We start from the raw sequence: 16380 nt of genomic DNA on the forward strand, positions 1-16380 counted from the left end.
CATCTTCATGAGGTCGTTTGCGAGGCTCTTCCGTTTTGCCGACACCGACTGGCCAAAGCCATCATGCATCCTTGGAAAGAAACGATGCCCGACAATCAGAACAGCATTGATCTATCGCGAAGGCTGCTTCCAGGTTTCATTCCGTACTGGAGACACAGGCTTTGCCTTTCCGGTTTGACTGCAGCCGGCCGCCCTCATTCGGCCCGCTTTCACCTCATTCGCGGGCGCATTCTGCTTAGTATCGGCCAATACGATCAGGCAGCCAGCGATTTTCGCCATGCATTGCGGTTGGATTGGCGCGACGAGCAGGCGATCCTCTGGCTCAACAAAGCAAAACGCGCCATGCAACGTGCGGTCGATCAGACGCCACGCGCTCAACTTTAAGAAGGCAAGCGCCTCTCAGAGCGCAAATCCTCCATCCACCAGGTGGATATGGCCCGTCGTGTAACTCGATTCATCGGAAGCGAGATACACGGCGAGCGCCGCAACCTCCTCAGAGGTGCCGAGCCGTCCCATCGGCTGGCGGTCGATGAAGGCCTGGCGCACGACCTCGGTACTTTGACCGGAGCTTGCCGCCAGATCCGCGATGCGCTGATCGAGCGATGGCGACTGCACGGTGCCGGGGCAGATGGCATTGGCACGAACGCCGCGCTTGATGAAATCGGCGGCCACCGCTTTGGTGAGGCCGATCACCGCCGCCTTCGTCGCGCCGTAGACATAGCGGTTCGGAATCCCGCGAACGGAAGATGCGCCGGAGGCGATGTTGACGATGGAGCCGGCACCCTTCTCCAGCATGCCAGGCAGGGCGGCCCTGATGGTGCGGTGCATGGATTTCACGTTCAGATCGAACGAGAAATCCCAATCGTCTTCCGAGCATTCGAGAACCGTGCCGTGATGAACGTATCCTGCCGCATTCACGAGGATGTCGAAGGGCCCGGCGTCGCGGACAAGCGCATCGATTGCAGCACTCGAACGGACATCCAGTCGGTGTCGCGTCGCTCCTTCCAGGCCTTCGAGTTTCTTCTCGTCGAGATCCGTAGCGCATACCCGCGCCCCCTCGCGAAGGAAAGCCTCCGCGATGGCGCGCCCGATCCCCTGCCCTGCCGCAGTCACGAGGGCAGTCTTGTTCTTCAGCCGGTCCGCCATGGTGTTTTCCAGTGCTCCACGAATGCCTCAATGATTGTCGCGAGGCACACCGAAGGTCTGCGCCACCTTCTGATACTTCACCGCAGGTTTGAGCGTCATGCCCTCGGAGAGCTGATCCACCATGGAGCGCTGGATCTCCTGCCAAGGCGTCTGGCTCGCCGGATAGGCATAGCCGCCCCGCGCTTCCAGATCGGCGCGGCGCTTCTCCAACTCCCCCGCAGGAAGCAGAATGTCGGCCGTCCGCTTGTTGAGGTCTATGCGGATGCGGTCGCCCGTCTGCAGCAGCGCCAAGCCGCCATCCGCCGCCGCCTCAGGCGAGGCATTGAGGATGGACGGCGTGCCGGACGTGCCGGATTGGCGTCCATCGCCGATGCAGGGGAGCGAGAGCACGCCGCGCCTGATGAGTGAACCGGGCGGCTGCATGTTCACCACTTCCGCCGCGCCGGGATAGCCGATGGGTCCCGCCCCGCGCATGATGAGTATGGTGTGCTCGTCGATATTGAGCGACGGATCGTCGATGCGGTGATGGTAATCCTCGGGTCCATCGAACACCACGACGCGGCCCTCGAAGGCATTCGGGTCGTCCGGGTTGTTCAGATAACGCTCCTGGAATTCCTGGCTGATCACGCTGGTTTTCATGATCGCGGAGTCGAAGAGCGTCCCCTTGAGGTTCAGGAATCCCGCGTTTTCCTTCAACGGATTGTCATAGGAGCGGATCACGTCGTGATCCCAGGTGAACTTGCCTTTGCAGTTCTCACCAATGCTCGTGCCCGTGCAGGTCAGCGCATCCTCGTGAATTTTTCCCGCACCGATGAGTTCCGCGATGACCGCCGGCAGACCGCCTGCGCGGAAATACTCCTCGCCGAGATACTCACCGGCGGGCTGAACATTCACGAGCAGCGGGATCTCGAAGCCGATGCGCTCCCAATCGTCGTTGGTGAGCGGAACGCCGATATGTTTCGCAATGGCATTGATATGGATCGGCGCATTGGTGGAGCCCCCGATGGCCGCATTGGCGACAATGACGTTCTCGAACGCCTCGCGCGTCATGATATCGGAGGGCTTCAGATCCTCCCAGACCATTTCGACGATGCGCCGGCCCGTCTCATAGGCCATCTGCCCACGCTCGCGATAAGGTGCCGGAATCGCAGCCGAACCAGGCAACGACATGCCGAGCGCCTCGGCCAAGGCATTCATGGTCGAAGCCGTGCCCATGGTGTTGCAATGGCCGACGGAGGGCGCGGAGGAGCCGACAATGTCTATGAACTGCTGATAATCGATGTCACCTGCCGCGTGACGCTCGCGGGCCTTCCACACGATCGTCCCGGAACCGGTGCGCTCGCCATGATGCCAGCCGTTGAGCATGGGACCCACATTGAGCGAAATCGCCGGGATGTTCACGGTGGCCGCCGCCATCAGGCAGGCCGGCATGGTCTTGTCGCAACCGGTCAGCAGAACGACGCCGTCGAGAGGATAGCCATAGAGAACCTCGACGAGGGACAGATAGGCCAGATTGCGGTCCAGGCAGGCTGTCGGGCGCTTGCCCGTCTCCTGAATCGGGTGACAGGGGAACTCGAACGCCACGCCGCCTGCCGCCGTGATGCCGTCACGCACGCGCTTGGCGAGCTCGAGGTGGTGACGGTTGCAGGGCGAGAGGTCGGACCCCGTCTGCGCGATGCCGATGATCGGCTTCCTACCCTGGAGTTCCTTCCCCGTAAGCCCGAAGTTCAGGTAGCGCTCGAGATAGAGCGCTGTCATTCCGGGATTGTCCGGATTGTCGAACCAGAGCCGAGAGCGGAGCTGATCGGGAGAGCGGCGATGGGGCCTGTCAGCCATTCTTGAATCCTCTCAGATGACACAGGTGCTTCGGCCTAATCTGGGACAGGACAGAACCAGTGTCCAACCGGTTTGGCGAAATCGAACCTGCTTTGTCGATTCTCTTGACTACAATCGAAAGCGAAACGTTTCGCGACGCAAGACGACTTTCGATTGGATCGTACAGATTGTCATGAAACATTGAGACAGGTGCCGCTGTCGTGCCGGCCCTCAGGGCGCAGGCGCAGATTCGGCATGATCAGGCTGCATCCACCCATACGGGAATCAGGCCGGTCGCGGCCTCATCCCGAAAGCCCGAAAGGTCAACGCAAAGCACTCGCCGTCTCATCGATCTGCGCCCGGGCCGCAGGCTCAAGATCGAGGGCTTCCGCCAGCTGGTGGAGGAATTCACGCTCCTGTATCGTGTCGGGATCGATCGCGATACGAGCCGCCGCATAGACCTGTGCGGCTTTTTCGGGGTCATTGACGTTGGCGGCCAGTTCCTCCACGTCGGCGGGCGAGGCCATTTCCCGTTCCAGCCAGCGGCTGGCTTGGGGATCGATGCCGGCCTCGGTCAGCCCCTTCACGATCCGGCCGCGCTCTGCTTCGTCGATCCTTCCATCGGACGCCGCAGCCGCGACCATGGTTCTCAAGAAAAGCAGGGCGTCGTCCTCGGTCTGTGAAACAGGATGGAAGCGGGATGTCTCGGGAACGGCGAGCGCCGCCTGGGCCGCAGCCCCGCCCGAGGACGCCTCGCCTTCTACCGTGGCCGGCTCTTGGGATTGCGCAACTTTCGCCCCCCCACCCTGTTGTTTCTGATAAGCCCGGTAGGCAAGACCTCCGATGACCGCGAGTCCACCGAGTTTCACGATGTTGCTCGCGAGTTTGCCCTTCTTGCGCCGCCCAAACAACAGCCCCGCCAAGCCGAGCAGGGCCGCCTGTGTTGCGCCTGGATGCTGTGCCGCCAAGTTCCTGGCCTTCTGAATAAGCTGCTCCGGCGATTGACCGGCAAGATCCGTGACGGCTTTCCCGAATCCCTGTTGCGGCAGCCCGGCATCCTGCTTGACCTCCGGAGAGCCCGGCCGTTCCTGATGGTGCGGTTCCGCGCGGCCCATCGCGCCCACGAACGCATCCAACAGCTTTCTGTAATCGACCATGGGCTCCTCCTGCCGGTTCACTGACAAAGCAAGAACACAACGGAGGTAAGGAAGAATGGTTCAGGTTTGGCCGCGCAAGGAGGCCGCGTCGCGCGCAAGGCGCTCGATCTCGGCGAGATCTCCGCTCCTCATCGCATCGGCCGGGGTGATCCACGTGCCGCCCACACAGGCGACATTGGGGAGAGAAAGGTAAGAAGCTGCGCTCGCGCGGTCGATGCCGCCGGTCGGACAGAATAGGAGATTCGGAAGGGGCCCATGGACGGATTTCAGCCACGCCACTCCCCCGGAGACCGCCGCCGGAAAGAATTTCAGATGAGAGAACCCCATGTCGGCGAGCGCCATCGCCTCCGAAACCGTCGTGCAGCCTGGCATTACCGGGACCGTCGCTTCGCTCAGAGCCTGAGCCAGCTTCGGCGGCGTTCCGGGCGTCACGATGAATTTGGCCCCGGCATCGATTGTCTCGCGGATCTGGCTTTTCGCCAGCACCGTGCCGGCCGCGACCACCGCCTCAGGAACGGCCTTCGCAATGGCGCTGATCGCATCGAGCGCCGCGGAGGTTCTGAGCGTCACTTCGATGACAGGCAATCCGGCTCGCACAAGCGCATGAGCCAGGTCGATACTGATCCGGGCGTCTGTTATGGTCACGACCGGGATCACAGGCGCGAGGCGCAGATAATCGCGAAGAACAGTTCCCTCAGAGGCCATGCCGCTTCCTTCCTTGCACGCGTCGCCGGATTGAAAGCGGTTTTAGGCCTTGGCGGCGTGTCTGCCAAGGTGTTGGAGGGTATTGGGCGCTGTGCGGCTTGTGACCGGGACGACGCCTAGAACAAGCAGATGCAACTGGAGCGATACAATCCTCCATAGCGGCACCAGGCCATAATATCATCTAATGCTGAACATATTATAAATTAGCTTTGGTTATGGTGCAGGCTGTCGTACGGTGCCGCCTATGACCGGACGCATTCGCTCGAACGAGCGGCCCGGACGCACAAGTGCATGCCCCTCACGCGCGAGGGGCATGTTGATCAGTCTGCCCAAGGAGATCCACTTCGTCATTGCGGGAGTACGCCATGCGTCCTGTGACGCATGCTTCTTCTGCCCCTGCCCTGCCGATCTCGTCGATCGACGCGCAGGCGTCGAGCTCACCTCAAATCCGGCACGTTCCCGCAGGCGCAGGGGAAAGATTCGGGTTTTCGGGGACACCTACGCGTTCAGGATCGCCGGGGCTGAGACCGACAACTTTCTCTTTGTCTGGGAGGCCCACGTGCCGCCGCAGGCCGGACCTCCGCCGCATATCCACCATGCCCGGAAGGAAGTCTATTACATCCTCGAAGGGGAAGTTGGAGGTCGCGGACGGAGAGCGCACGTTCACTGCCAATGCGGGTTCTCCCGTGGACATCCCCGCTGGCGCCGTGCACAGTTTCCGCGACATCAGTTCGACCCCGGCAAGAATGCCGGTGTGGATGGCGCCATCAGGCTTCGAGAACTTCTTCCGTGAGGTCGGACAGCGGCCGCGTCAGGATAAGCAAGCGCCGCGACCCGGCTCCGAGGAAATGGCAAGAACCATCGATGCCGCAACCCGATACGGCATGGAACTTCGCTTGCCTGAAACGGCGCCGTCACGGACGAGATGAGACGGTTCGGAGCAGGCCCCGAAGGGTTCCCAGCTCCCCGTACGAGACGAGTGCCCGCATATGCTCGTTTACCAATTCGGGGACCCCTCGATCTGCCGTCTGGCGCCTTGAGGTGAAGCGGGCATTCTCCAGCAATCGCAACGATTGATCCTTAATCTGGTGGCCTTTGCTACCTAATCCCGGAACGTCCCAGTCTGACCGAGGCCGGACATTGGGCACGGGTGGAAACCGCCTCCAACGGGGACATTCGCACACAATCAGCGGACAGCCCCGATCTGCCAAAGTGGCTCTGTGTTAGCGACGATGCACGATCAGGCCATCCGTTATGATCGACTGGCTTCGAGCAAGCAGTGTATGGTTGTTCCATGATCATAGGCTGATCCGCGCGGGCACCCGGCATTGCGACAGCGAGGGCAGGTTAAGGGGCGATGCGCAGGCGGAAGCCCAACCGCACATCGCCCGTGGCAGCGTTCAGGTCAGGCTGCGCGGGACGCGAATGACCGTGTGATCAGCTCTCGCAGACTGCGCTCCTCATCGTTCATATCCCGCGAGCGGATCGCGCCGAAAGCGGCGGCCGCAGCCGCCGTCAGCTCCGGCGCATCCTCAAGGCTGTCCGGGCCTTCCAGGCGGAAGGAGACCGACGAAAGCGGGCCAAAGAGCAGCGCCCGCTCCAGATCCGGCCATTTGCCAAGGTCAGGCTCTACGTTGGCATTCCGGGCAAAGAGCAACGCCAACACCTGCATCGGGATGCTCTGAGGGCCTCCGCGCAGAGCACGGCTCCGAGCCAGCCCGGCAGCCAGCACATCGCTACTCGGCGCCGGGATCACGCCTGCCCAGGTGTAGGCGATCCAGCGCGCCTGCAATTCAAGAACGGGGAAAAACGGTCCGACCTGATCGTAAAGGCCGACGAAGGCGAGTCCTTCAAGCTCTGGATGGAAAGTATGATCGCATAGGTCGATATGCGTGTCGTCGAGGCCGAGCACTGCTGCCATCTCCGGCGCAAGGAAGGGCAGCGACAGACGATAACCCGTGCCGAACAGGATCGCATCGAACGCATCCGTGGTTCCATCGGCAAAGCGGACGGAGCGTCCATCGACAGCCTCGATCCACGGCCGGACAGCAATGCGACCTTCGGCTACGAGCGGGAGGAAGTTTTGCGATTGCGTGATCCCGGCCGTGAAAACGTTCTCGTCGGGTGTCCTCGCACCGAACTGATCGGGCGATCCGGCCACGCGCAGCACTGTTGCCTTCAAACCAGCCGCGAGAACATCAGGTGGCAAGACCTCGCCTGCGAGAGCGGCCGCTCGCGTAAACATGACATGGTCGGTCGGTACCCCGGCCACCAGCTTGGGAAGAATATAGCGCTGCCGCCGATAACACACCGTGACGCTACGGGCGCCGGACAAGGCGATGTCGGACGCAATTTCCAACGCGCTGATCGAGCAGCCGGCGACTAGCACGTCTTTGCCGCGGTAAGTCTGACCGCTGTCGTACTGGCTGGTGTGGGCAGCCCTAAGAGCCCCCGTGAAACCATTGAGTCCCGGCACTGCGGGAACCTCAGGGACCACATAGCGGCCTGATGCGACCACCACACGGGCAAAATGCCCAGTCTGGATTTCGCCATCCCGACGCGAGCGAAGGAGCCACCCGCCGCCATCGGCCCTTTGAAGCTGCTCAACCCAAGTGCGATTCCGGATGCGGGGCATGAGCCCGAACTGTTGGGCATAGCGCTCCAGATAGGCGTGGATGTCCTCCCGGCTGGGGTAGACGGGTGATCCCTCCGGATGGTCCAGATCCGAGAAGCGCGTCAGCACGCGGCTGGTGTTCGTGCGCATGCCGCGCCAGGTGCCGCTCAGGGGTGAGGTCGCGTTCCACTGGCCGCCGAGGTGGTCGGCTGCTTCGAACAGAATGGGCTCGAAGCCATGGCTCGACAGCCAGCGTGCCGTCACCAGGCCGGCTGGACCGGCACCGATGATGCCGACGGCGTTGGATGGCATCTGACGGGGGGCAGTATCAGTCATCTCGAGCTCCTCAGTTAGGGGAGCCGATGAAATATGCCGATCTGCATTCTGTGTTTCCTAAATGATTCCTAAGTGCACGGCCTGCTTTCCTAAAAGATTGCTAAGAAGCTATGCTCGGCTGGAAAGGGGCATCCATCGTGCTGATTCACGAAGAGTTCGCAGCCTTCATGGCCAGCCCTGTGATGATCGTTCTGGGCACTCGCGACGGCTCGCTGGTGCCGGAGATCGCGCGGGCCGTTGGAGCCGTCGTCCACAGAGAGGAAGGCCGCATCGATCTGATGATTTCTGAGTGGCAATGGCCGCGAACGGTGCTCAACGTTCGGGCCAATGGCCAGCTTGCGGTTACCTTTGCCCGCCCTTCGGACTACGTGTCTTATCAGGTGAAGGGGCAGGCTACAGTGGCCCCGGTCTCAGCTGAACACATCACCCTGGCAGCCGGCTACAGGAAAAGCATGTGCGCGGCTTTGGGGGAACTTGGTCTTGAGAGGCGCATCGTAGCGCCTTGGCTCATCAATCGAGACCTAGTTGCGCTGCGCCTTACGGTGGAGGAGATCTTTGTACAGACGCCAGGCGCAAAGGCAGGCCAGTTGGTCGAGCGGCAACCATGACGATCAGGCTTCGCGACCTCGTCGCATGTTTCGAGGGTGTCATTCCATCCATCATTGCCACCGCCGCACCCGATGGGACGCCGAACATTTCCTATCTGTCGCACGTGGTGCTGGTCGACGACGAGCGGGTGGCCCTGTCCAATCAGTTCTTTTCCAAGACAGCCGCGAACGTGCGGGCCAACCCCACCGCCGCCGTGCTGATTGTCGATCCCCGTGACGGAGCGCAGTACCAGCTCTATGTGGCTTTCGAGCAGACCCTCGACAGCGGCGAACTCTTCGAAGAGATGGCGGCCCAGCTCCGGGCGACCAGCACCCAGATGGGCCTGGGCGAGGTCATGCGGCTGCGCGGGGTCGACATCTATCGGGTAGAAGCAGTGCATGCCGTCCCCTCGACGAGGCCGAGACTAAAAGTTCCCTCGCGGGAGGCAGGGCTGCAGCTTATGACCGTCGCTGCGATCACGCGAAAGATTTCGGAGGCGGTCGATGCGGGTTCCATCGTTGATGCTGTTTTGGATGGGCTGCGCGATAGGTTCAACTTCACCAACGCCATGCTGCTGCTGAAGGACCCGACTGGCGAGCGGCTCTTTACCATCGGCAGCCGCGGCTACGATCGCAGCGGGATCGGCTCCGAGGTATTGGTGGGCGAGGGCGTGATCGGAACAGCGGCCTCGGAACGTCGGCCTGTTCGGGTCAGTGACATGAGCCGGATCCGACGATTCGGCTCTGCGGTTCATGCTTCTTCGTACGAGGAGAACCGCACGCGTACAATCCTGCTTCCAGGAATGCAGGATACCATGAGCCAAGTCGCGCTGCCGATGATCGCGCATGGCAGCTTGCGTGGCGTGCTGTTCCTGGAGAGCTCCCGGCGGCTCGCCTTCACCAAAGAGGATGAAGTGGCACTCGTGGTCGTGGCGACGCAAGCCGCCGCAGCTCTCGCGCTCGCCGAGACCGAAGCTGGTGAGGGACAGCCGAGTGAACCGACCGTGGCGGCTGAGCCTGTCATGGCAGGGCGACAGTTCCGCGTCGTCCATTATGCTTATGATGACAGCATCTTCATCGAAAACGAGTATCTGATCAAAGGTGTGCCTGGTCGGCTGCTGGTTCATCTGCTCCGCATCTACCTCCGTGAGGGACGGACGGAGTTTACGAACCGTGAAATCCGGCTCTCAGAAGAATTGCGCTTGCCGGACATCAAGGACAATCTCGAAACACGATTGCTTCTGCTCCGCCGTCGGCTCGAGGAGAAGGCCGTGCCCATACAATTGCTACGAGTTGGCCGTGGCCGGATCCGTCTGGAGGTCGCCGGATCCGCAGTATTGGAAGAGGCCGCTGACTAGAGCGGTTTCGACTTGGACGGGCTCACATCCGCTATTCCTGAGGCGGTTCCGGCACTCCTCCGCTGGAAAGCTGTCGAGCATTTCTCCGATGGTCTCCCAGAACGCCTCCTCGTCGCGTGGCCCGAGGTGCGCAGAAGCGGCTTGAGCTTGGAAAAGAGCTGTTCCATCGGGTTAGGATCGGGACTGTAGGGCGGCAGATGCAGCAAGCTGGCTCCGACCGCTCGGATCGCCTTTTCTATGCGTCAGGTCCATGCGCTTGAGCATGAGATGAATGGTCGAGAGGGCCTGCACCTCGATCCCGCGGGCGCGCAGTTCAGTTTGGATCTCGGCGAGCGTGATGCCGGACTAGGCGTCCACCGGGGATCGCAGCAGATCCTGATGTGGCTCATGCACCGGGCGACGGTGGCCGCCGATCCGCTCAGGCATTACTGAGCCGGTCTCGCGCAGCCGCCGCATCAGCCTCACGGCGGTCGAGGGACTCACCTCGGTGCGGGCGGCAGCCTGGCGGATCGAATTGCCGTTCTCAACCGCCCGCACGATGCGCCGGCGCAGATCCTGAGACAATGGGGTGGTCATGGCGAACCTCTGTGCTCACGCCCGTGACCGCCATCGAGTCAGATCTTCCGATTCTGTTCAACCCCAAACCGCTCTAGGGGGTGTTGGTGAGTGGACGAGTTCAAATGAGCATTTGAGGCCGTACTGAGAGCCCCAAGGTGTGGTTGTCCGAGGGGTCTGCCTTGATTCTTCCCAACCAGCCATGCTTGAGAACTCAATCGAATGGGAGGCGTTCAGCGCTTGCTGCACGGGGGCAGGATGGATTGGCGGCGACTCGATTTGAATCTCCTCAAAGTGCTCGGGATCATGCTCGAGGAGCGCAGTGTCAACCGAACTGCGGAGAGACTGTTCATAACACCGTCCGCCGTGAGCCACGCTCTATCTCGGTTAAGGGGAGCGTTCGCGGATCCGCTTTTTGTGCGTACACCAGGGGGCATGATCCCAACCGCTCGGGCAAGAGCGCTTGAACGCCCACTGTCCTTGCTGATCTCATCCCTCAATGGACCTGAACAGGGGGAGCATGACACCTTTGAACCTAGCCGCACCCGGCGCGCGCTCAGGATTGCTGCGCCGGGTGCGCTTGAACCCACACTGATTCCTGCGGTCATGGGACTGGTACGGTCTAGGGCGCCTCAATGGTCTCTGACGGTCGAAACATTCGAACGTAGAAGCTATGAGGTCGATCTTAAGAGCGGACGTCTTGACTTTGTCTTGTCGGTTGGCGGTCATACTCCTATCGGAGTGGAGATTGCGCCAACCTTGCTTTGGCAAGACGAACTCGTCGCCGTAGCCGGCCGCAAGTCGGCTCTTTATGATGGCCCCGATACAGTTTCTCTGAACTTGTACCTCGCGCAACCCCAAGTTTATCCTGTTCCTTGGCCGGTAACGCAAAATTATCTTGACGTCTCACTTGCACGGAGTGGACGATTTCGGACATTTTCGCTCTCTGTTCCGAGCTATGCCGGTTTAGGGCAGGTCCTCGAAACGAGCGATCTCATCGCCTCAATGCCCGACCGGACTGCTGCTGCGATTGTGAGAGGCTCGCCTACGCTGCGCATCATTCGAATTGAGCCGCAACTCCGATCGGATCTGACTCTCCTCTGCTCGGTGAGAGATCAGAAGGAACCAGCACTGAATTGGGCAAAGGGCATCATTCAGGAGGCAGCCTCGTTGGTCCCGAGAGGCATCCCAGAGACCTCTACCTGATACATCCCGCTGAAGTTCGCACTGAGGTGAAGTATCCTTCACGGAGGCTACAGGGTACTCCGAGCCCCTTTACGTCAAGATCGCGGGTCCGCCGGCGCCGAATCTGAATGTTGTTCATGATGCCCTGACAATAAGTCAGTTGGCTCAGTATCCCCCTCAGCGCTATGGCGATACCTGGAACGCAGATCTGGCGTCTCCATAGCGGCACCTGGCACGATCGAAGGAGGATAAATGTCTAAGGCTCTAAGAGGCATATTGCGCCAGCTTGATGCTCTCATGTTCACTAGGCGAATTCTCTCCGCCTGCATGATCGCAGCTGCGCCAGCAGCAGCATATTCGCAGCCCAGACTTCACGAGCTCTCAAGTGAGCCTTTCCGAGCGGAAGTTGCTGATCGACACGTCACCTTCTACGCCGTTGATAGTGAGGCTGGAGTACAATACGCATTCAACCCCAAGGACATTGACGAGCGGCATCCTCCATTCTCCTCATTCAAGATCCCAAACCTGATGATCGCACTGGAGACTGGGGTCGCATCAAATCTCAATCATGTGCGCAAGTGGGACCAGAATCGACGTCCTGCCGCCGAGTACTGGCCCGTGGATTGGAGACAGGACCAAACACTCGGTTCTGCATTCATGCGTTCAGCTGCATGGTACTTCCAGGACCTTGCTCTAGAAATCGGAGCCAAACGTTACCGAGAGTATCTCCAGCGATTCCGTTACGGCAATGCCAATGTCCCAGAGGGCAGTGACACGTTTTGGCTCGACGATCCTGACGCAGCCCGTCGGCTGTTAATCTCACCTCGAGAGCAGGTAGCGTTCATCAAGAATGCAATCGAGGGTCAGTTTGAGCTGCGGACAGATACGCTCACTGCTTTCAAGAAGGTGGCAGAGCTGCAGAATGAGGGTGGCTATAAACTATATGGAAAGACCGGCTCAGGACCGGTTCAAGCTGGCAACCTTGATGGTGCGTTTCAGGGCTGGTTGGTGGGGCTTGTAGAGAGGCCTCAGAAAAAACCCGTGTTCTATGCCCTGTATGCTCGTGGCCCGGGCTATTCATCTATTCTCAAGTTTCGACGGGATTTCGCCGAGACTCTACTTAAGGAAATCGGCGCTCTTCCTGTTAACTGGTAGGCTAGATTGGAGTTTCTCGATCCAAGTACCTGTCATGAAGCAGGCACCTTAGGAGCTGGACTCAGGTTGCGCCTATTCCATCCTTGGGTCCAAGCGCCGTTCGAGGCTCCAGAAGACCCGGCCCTTTCTCGGTAACATCAGAGCTCCGAACAGCTCTGTGGAGCTCTGGAACCGATATGCAGCATTCCCCTATTGGGATTTTGAACATTGCTGTTTCGGATCTGGGCCGTAATGGAGCGGTATCACCATGTAATGGGGCTCGTTCGACAACCCTGAATGATCGGGTTGAAACTCAGTGAGTTCAGCTTAAACGGCGCACACTCTCGCATACGGCAAAAGGCATGATCCTGTGGCGGAACATGCCCCTCTCAATGGGTTAGAAGGCCTTCATTGTATTTCACCTGGTCCTCTCGGCACCCGTCCTGTTTATCGAGGCTTTCGGTTACGGATCTCGCGCCGTTTGCACTGCGATGCCAAGTCGGCGGTAAGGTTCGATCAGATAGTCCGGCAGTCCATCCTCCACGACTAGCGTGCTGATCTCGGTGATCGGGGCAATGACATAAGGCGAGGCAGCGCCAAGTTTCTCGTGAGAGGCAAGCACGACCGTCTCGGCGGCGTGGCGGCACACCGCTCGCTTGACAGCCGCCTCCTCCCAATCGCCGGTGGTCAGGCCAACTTCGGCATGAACTCCCGTAACTCCCATGAAGAAAGTATCGACCCGCACCTGTGCAATCGCCGCGAAAGTGGCGGCTCCGACCGCCACGACAGAATGCTTGAACAAACGTCCTCCAATCAGTACCACCTCAACGGTCGGATGCTCGGCCAGCACGACCGCAACGCTAGGGCTGTGTGTTACGACAGTAGCCTTGAGATCCGACGCCAAATTGCGGGCGACCTGGACAGCGGTCGTGCCTCCATCGAGAAAGACGACTTGACCAGGCTGGATCATCCGGGCGGCGGCGCGACCGATCGCGGCTTTGGCTCCCGGCGCAACCCCTTGCCGTCCCGAAAAGTCGGCGAGAGCCGGTGAAGCCGGAAGCGCGCCACCGTGCACGCGCTGAAGCAAGCCTTCCGCCGCCAGCTCACGCAAGTCGCGCCGGATCGTGTCCTCCGATAGACCGAGCTCCTGACTGAGGGTCTTTGCAATAATCCGGCCGTCGCGCCTCAGCACCTCAAGAATGTGCGCCTTGCGTTGCTGGGTGAGCATGGTCACTCCTTTTGCACGTTTATACTTGACTTTGCACGTTTATGCACGTTTTATTCTCAACGACGGTTTTACCCCAAGCCCTCCTAGCACTCCCAGGACACCTTCAATGACCGTTGCCGACCGTGTGCAAATTCACGATGTGCAGATCCTGTCCGACGACTGGTACGTGCTCAAGAAGACCACCTTCTCGTATCGGCGCGGCGATGGCACATGGCAAACGATGACCCGCGAGAGCTACGACCGCGGAAACGGGGCCACCATCCTCCTTTATAATCTTGATCGCCGCACGGTCGTCCTGACCCGGCAGTTTCGCTTTCCCACTTATGTCGACGGCTATCGGGATCTTCTGATTGAGGCGCCGGCCGGGCTCCTCGACAGGGTCACTCCTGAGGAGCGCATCCGGGCTGAAACGGAGGAAGAAACCGGCTACAGGATCACGGACGTGCAGAAGATCTTCGAAGCCTACATGAGCCCGGGTTCCGTAACCGAGCGGCTTTACTTCTTTGTCGCCCGCTACGATGCCGCTGCCCGGATATCGCCCGGAGGAGGCAACTTGGCCGAGGGCGAGGATATTGAGGTGATGGAACTAGACATTGGGGAAGCGCTCGCCATGATCGGAACAGGTGCGATCAGGGACGGCAAGACCATCATGCTGCTCCAGTACGCTGCGCTCAATCTGTTTCGCTGTTGATCAACGGTGCGTGCAGAAGCGGCGCTAGTTCCGAATTGGAGCGCCACTAGCTGCTCCGAAGCCTTGAGATGCGCGATGGGCCGGAGGCCAACCGACGCAGTTTATCTGCCAACACTGTCACTGAATTCGGGGATTGCCCGAAGCTGCGAGCCTGCAACGCGAATGCCAGCCGGATTCGCTTAAGCCAACATGGTCTAGACTTGAAAAGGAGGTACGTTCCGATGATCCGTTTGACTTCAACTTTGCTCTGCACGTTCGCCATGGTCTCGGCAGCTCATGCAGCACCAGGCGACAAAGCCGTCGCTGAGATGAAAGGCCTTGAAGGGCAGATACTTGGGGCCGTGACCCTGATCGAGACTGCGCAGGGTGTGCTGGTTACCGGAGAGCTGACCCAGCTTTCACCCGGCCCCCACGGCTTTCACCTGCATGCGGTGGGCCAGTGTAAGCCGCCGTTCGCGACTGCTGGCGGGCACTTCAACCCAGATGGCAGGAAACACGGCTTTCATGATGGGGCCGGCTCCCACGCGGGCGATCTGCCCAACCTGCATGCCGCATCTGACGGCAAAGCCGTTGTGGATGCCCTTGCGCCTGGCCTGACATTGTCCGGGGGAGCGAAGAGCCTACTCGATCAGGACGGCACGGCGATTGTCGTTCATGCCAAGGCCGACGACTACAAGACGGACCCAGCAGGGGCCTCCGGCGACCGCATCGCCTGCGGTGTCGTTACCAAGGCCCGATAGCTGGGTCGGCCGCGTTGATACTCATGGCGCAAGGAGCCGATCCTCGCGCTATGAGTGCCTTCGCTGAAGGGGTGGTTCATCGGACTATGCCGCCGGTGAGGCGGGCGAAGCGCGTGTTCCCGGCGGGCACGCGGCCCAGGGCGATACCGGCCCCCGGCCGCGTGGACGAGGTTACCCTCGCGACCCTGGAGAAGGCCTACCGCCGCTATGCCGCGCAACACGAGCTCCAGGTCACGGCGAACTTCCACGACCGGGCGCTCTCCGGGGCCAGCAGCAACCGCCCTGGTTACAAGGCGCTTCTCTTGGAATTGCGTCGCGATGCGTTTGACGTCGTGATCGTGGAGGCGCTCGATAGGCTTGCGCGCAAGCTCTCGGATGTGGTCAGCCTCTGTGACGAGTTGAGGTTTCACGGCATGAGCCTGCACGCGGTCCATGTCGGCATGCTGGGCACGATGGCACAGATGTTCCCGTCCGGCCTTGGCGTCTTCGCCGGACCGACGGTCGGCTTCCTTCTTGGCTGGCTTCCTGGCGCTTTCGTCACCGGCCTCGTCTTTCACGCTTTGCCCAAGCGGCTCCCGGTCGGGGTCTCGGCGGCTGTGGCCTCCGTTGTCGGGGGCGTTGTCGTGATCTACGCTTTCGGCATCGTCGGCCTGTCGATGATCTCCGGGATGCCGATCACGCAAGCGGCGATCGCGAGTCTGGTCTTCCTTCCGGGAGATATCGTGAAGGCGATTGCGACGGGTGTCGTAACCGCTGCGACGCCGGCGCCGATCCGCATGAGCCGACCGGCTTCCTCGGCATGATCGGAGGGGCGCGAGCGCCCCTGCCCTCTTCGGCAACGACGCCCAGCCGCGAGGTGAATGCCGGCTGAAGCATGCCGGCGTCCTTGCACAGGTGTAAGATCCGGGCATTCCGGTGCGGCTGGGCAGGGACCAAACGGCCCCCCGGCTTCCGCAGCACCGCAGATCGCTCCGATAGTTGATGATCCAGCCCTCCCCGGCCCTGTAGCGGCACGGCGATCTCGCGCGTATTCTCGTGCGATGCTCAACAAGCCTGGTGCGATGCTCAACAAGCACGCAAGAGGGCAAGCCGGCTCGTGCCGGTGCGGCAGCAGGCCCCGGACAAGCAA

15 protein-coding genes are annotated in these 16380 nt (G+C 60.8%); 8 read left to right on the forward strand and 7 right to left on the reverse strand.

Annotated features, from left to right (window positions below; all coding sequences use genetic code 11):
* The first annotated feature begins 84 nt into the window (after positions 1-84).
* Positions 85-384, forward strand: a complete 300-nt coding sequence (locus GR328_RS15405; RefSeq protein ID WP_160885407.1) for a tetratricopeptide repeat protein — start codon at positions 85-87, stop codon at positions 382-384.
* Positions 385-399: 15 nt separating this feature from the next.
* On the opposite strand, the gene GR328_RS15410 is transcribed toward GR328_RS15405, so the two are convergent.
* The 5 genes from GR328_RS15410 to GR328_RS15430 form a co-directional block, all read right to left on the reverse strand.
* Positions 400-1146 (reverse strand): SDR family oxidoreductase, encoded by a 747-nt coding sequence (locus tag GR328_RS15410; protein WP_160885408.1) that lies wholly within the window; start codon positions 1144-1146, stop codon positions 400-402.
* Between the two features lie 27 nt (positions 1147-1173).
* Complete coding sequence (locus GR328_RS15415; protein ID WP_160885409.1) at positions 1174-2982, reverse strand: IlvD/Edd family dehydratase; 1809 nt, start codon at positions 2980-2982, stop codon at positions 1174-1176.
* 302 nt (positions 2983-3284) lie between these two features.
* Positions 3285-4118 (reverse strand): tellurite resistance TerB family protein, encoded by an 834-nt coding sequence (locus GR328_RS15420; protein WP_160885410.1) that lies wholly within the window; start codon positions 4116-4118, stop codon positions 3285-3287.
* Positions 4119-4178: 60 nt separating this feature from the next.
* Positions 4179-4823, reverse strand: a complete 645-nt coding sequence (eda, locus tag GR328_RS15425; RefSeq protein WP_160885411.1) for a bifunctional 4-hydroxy-2-oxoglutarate aldolase/2-dehydro-3-deoxy-phosphogluconate aldolase — start codon at positions 4821-4823, stop codon at positions 4179-4181.
* A gap of 1405 nt (positions 4824-6228) precedes the next feature.
* Complete coding sequence (locus tag GR328_RS15430) at positions 6229-7773, reverse strand: flavin-containing monooxygenase (RefSeq protein WP_160885412.1); 1545 nt, start codon at positions 7771-7773, stop codon at positions 6229-6231.
* A gap of 110 nt (positions 7774-7883) precedes the next feature.
* On the opposite strand from GR328_RS15430, the gene GR328_RS15435 reads away from it, so the two are divergent.
* A complete protein-coding gene (locus tag GR328_RS15435) occupies positions 7884-8381 on the forward strand; it encodes a pyridoxamine 5'-phosphate oxidase family protein (protein ID WP_160885413.1) in 498 nt (165 codons plus the stop codon).
* A complete protein-coding gene (locus GR328_RS15440) occupies positions 8378-9718 on the forward strand; it encodes a GAF domain-containing protein (RefSeq protein ID WP_160885414.1) in 1341 nt (446 codons plus the stop codon). Before GR328_RS15435 ends, GR328_RS15440 begins: the two co-directional genes overlap by 4 nt.
* A gap of 345 nt (positions 9719-10063) precedes the next feature.
* Here the strand turns inward: GR328_RS15440 and GR328_RS15450 are convergent, their stop codons facing one another.
* The gene (locus tag GR328_RS15450; protein ID WP_160885416.1) at positions 10064-10294 is read right to left on the reverse strand and encodes a helix-turn-helix domain-containing protein; all 231 of its coding nucleotides are present in this window, start codon (positions 10292-10294) and stop codon (positions 10064-10066) included.
* 237 nt (positions 10295-10531) lie between these two features.
* Between GR328_RS15450 and GR328_RS15455 the strand changes: the two genes are divergently transcribed.
* Both GR328_RS15455 and GR328_RS15460 read left to right on the forward strand, forming a co-directional pair.
* Positions 10532-11479 carry a LysR family transcriptional regulator gene (locus GR328_RS15455; protein WP_160885417.1) on the forward strand — a complete coding sequence of 316 codons (948 nt, stop codon included), beginning with the start codon at positions 10532-10534 and terminating at the stop codon, positions 11477-11479.
* A gap of 231 nt (positions 11480-11710) precedes the next feature.
* Entirely contained in the window at positions 11711-12613 is a 903-nt protein-coding gene (locus GR328_RS15460) for a class D beta-lactamase (RefSeq protein WP_160885418.1), read from the forward strand.
* A 442-nt stretch (positions 12614-13055) separates the two neighbouring features.
* Here GR328_RS15460 and GR328_RS15465 read toward each other — a convergent pair whose 3' ends face one another.
* Complete coding sequence (locus GR328_RS15465) at positions 13056-13820, reverse strand: DeoR/GlpR family DNA-binding transcription regulator (protein WP_160885419.1); 765 nt, start codon at positions 13818-13820, stop codon at positions 13056-13058.
* Positions 13821-13926: 106 nt separating this feature from the next.
* Here GR328_RS15465 and GR328_RS15470 point away from each other — a divergent pair, with 106 nt between their 5' ends.
* From GR328_RS15470 to GR328_RS15480, 3 genes are all read left to right on the forward strand, one after another.
* Positions 13927-14511, forward strand: coding sequence for an NUDIX domain-containing protein (locus tag GR328_RS15470; protein WP_160885420.1), 585 nt, complete (start codon positions 13927-13929; stop codon positions 14509-14511).
* A 221-nt stretch (positions 14512-14732) separates the two neighbouring features.
* Positions 14733-15251, forward strand: coding sequence for a superoxide dismutase family protein (locus tag GR328_RS15475; RefSeq protein ID WP_160885421.1), 519 nt, complete (start codon positions 14733-14735; stop codon positions 15249-15251).
* Between the two features lie 50 nt (positions 15252-15301).
* Positions 15302-16054, forward strand: a complete 753-nt coding sequence (locus GR328_RS15480) for a recombinase family protein (protein WP_160885422.1) — start codon at positions 15302-15304, stop codon at positions 16052-16054.
* Positions 16055-16380 lie beyond the last annotated feature (326 nt).

The sequence above is a fragment of the Microvirga makkahensis genome, assembly GCF_009830105.1.
GTDB lineage: Bacteria > Pseudomonadota > Alphaproteobacteria > Rhizobiales > Beijerinckiaceae > Microvirga > Microvirga makkahensis.